This window comes from Anaerococcus sp., assembly GCF_022770135.1.
Taxonomy (GTDB): Bacteria; Bacillota; Clostridia; order Tissierellales; family Peptoniphilaceae; genus Anaerococcus.
This window is the reverse complement of the sequence record NZ_JALEIL010000052.1, coordinates 1-2,106: the sequence shown is the minus strand read 5'-3', so window position 1 is coordinate 2,106 and position 2,106 is coordinate 1. Positions and strand designations below refer to the sequence as shown.

The following is a 2,106-nucleotide window of genomic DNA, read 5'->3' as shown; positions in this document are numbered from 1 at the left end:
TAATTGTCTTGAAGTTTGTAAGCATTCCACCTAACCATCTGTTAGATACGTAGAATTGACCACTTCTCTTTGCTTCTTGTTCAATAGAATCTTGAGCTTGTTTCTTTGTACCTACAAATAACACTCTACCACCGTCAGCTACGATATCTCTAACTTGTGCGTAAGCTTCTTCGATTTGAACTGCTGTTTTTTGTAGATCTATAATATAGATTCCATTTCTTTCTGTGAAGATGTATTTAGCCATTTTAGGATTCCATCTTCTAGTTTGGTGACCAAAGTGTACACCTGCTTCTAATAACTTTTTCATTGAAACTACTGCCATAAAATTACCTCCGTTTATTCTTCCATCTTCTTCTGCTGATAATTTAACCTAAAAAGGCAACGAAATTACCATCCAAAGATGTGTTTACTCGTAGTACTTCTTAATGATACCCCTTATTTCTAAGCTTTCAAGATTAAAACATAGCTTCTACAAATGTTTTGGATTCAAATTTCTCTAAATCATTTATTCCTTCACCAACTCCAATATATTTAACCGGTACTTCCAGCTCAACTTGTAGAGGAAAAATTACCCCTCCCTTGGCTGTTCCATCTAGTTTAGTAAGAATAAGTCCTGATATGTCTGTAACATTTTTAAATTCTCTTAACTGGCTTACTGCGTTTTGGCCAGTAGTTGCATCAAGAACTAATAGATTATCTCTACTAGCTCCCTTAGCGTGCGTATCTATAGTTTTATTAATTTTTTCTAACTCTTTCATTAAGTTTTTCTTGTTATGAAGACGTCCTGCTGTATCGCAAATTAAAACATCGGCATTTTTGGCTTTAGCTGATTTTATAGCATCAAATATAACCGCAGATGGATCAGAACCCTCTTTGTGTGAGATCATTTCTAAATCAGACTTCTCAGCCCATTCTCCCAATTGTTCTATGGCTGCTGCCCTAAAAGTATCAGCAGCTGCAAGCATTACATTTTTCCCTTCATTTTTGAGATTATATGCTAGTTTACCGATAGTCGTTGTCTTTCCTACTCCATTAACTCCAATAACGAGGATTACTGATAAATTATTCTTCTCGATATTTAGATTATTATCCAAATTTTTCTCATCTAATTTTTCTGTCATTATTTCCTTTAATACTGGATATATCTGGTCAGCTTCTTTGATACTTCTTTTCTTAATTTCATCTCTAAGCTCATCTACAATCTCTACGGTAGATGTCATTCCAATGTCTGCTGATATGAGAATTTCTTCCAATTCATCATACAAATCATCATCTATTTTGACGTTTCTAGTGAATAGATTTGTTAGACCTTGACTAAACTGATCACGAGTTTTAGTTAAACCTTTTTTGATCTTTGCAAAAAATCCAACATCCTCATTGTCTAATGATTCACTATTATCAATATCTACTTCCTCCGCTTCATTTAAGCTATCAAGATTATCGTCGATAAATTCTGTTTCATTATCACTATCTGTCTCATTTTCATAGGAATGATACCTAGATTCATCTATTTCTTTTTCTTCTACAAATTCTTCAACCTCTTTATATGATTGAGATGATTCGATAACTTCTGAGTCTTCTTCTATTTCTTGTTCTTCTTTAATTTCTTCTTTGTTCTTCTTTCTTTTAAAAAAATCAAACATCTTAACTCCTTAATTAATATTCGTTGGATTTAGGGCAGGTATGAAACTTGTATCTTTATATTCATTGATATATTTAATCCTTAATCTATTAATAATATCAATAACATCATTTAGCCCATTATCGTCAACTTTTATTAATATATTATACCTAAACTTATTGTTAATTCTTGCAATTTTACATGGATTAGGTCCTATCAGCTCAATACTAGTATTATTAAGCAACTTAGAAATATCCTTAAAAAGTTTCTTGGAAATGTCTATGGTTTTTAGCCTCGATTCATTGACTACCCTTATGGTCAAGATATTCTTATAGGGTGGGTAATTAAAGGCTCTCCTAAGTTTTAGTTCATTTTCATAGAAAACTTCGTAATCATTGTTCTTCGCTGCCTGAATTACAAAATTATCTGGCCTATATGTTTGAATTATAACCCTTCCTTTTAACTTATCTCGACCTGCTCTACCG

Annotated in this window: 2 protein-coding genes and 1 pseudogene; all 3 read right to left on the bottom strand. The window is 32.4% G+C overall.

Translation table 11 applies throughout. The features are described 5' to 3' along the window. Window positions 1-322: 30S ribosomal protein S2 (gene rpsB, locus MRZ08_RS02215; protein WP_297378789.1), on the bottom strand; the 322-nt coding region annotated here is incomplete at its 3' end. Window positions 323-455: 133 nt separating this feature from the next. Then, a complete protein-coding gene (gene ftsY / locus MRZ08_RS02210; protein ID WP_297378787.1) occupies window positions 456-1,643 on the bottom strand; it encodes a signal recognition particle-docking protein FtsY in 1,188 nt (395 codons plus the stop codon). Between the two features lie 9 nt (window positions 1,644-1,652). Beyond that, window positions 1,653-2,106: pseudogene (locus MRZ08_RS02205) on the bottom strand (primosomal protein N'); the annotation flags it as partial.

Excerpts from the sequence above, each read along its gene's own strand:
- ftsY (WP_297378787.1), bottom strand. The coding sequence starts at position 1,643 with ATGTTTGATTTTTTTAAAAGAAAGAAGAACAAAGAAGAAATTAAAGAA.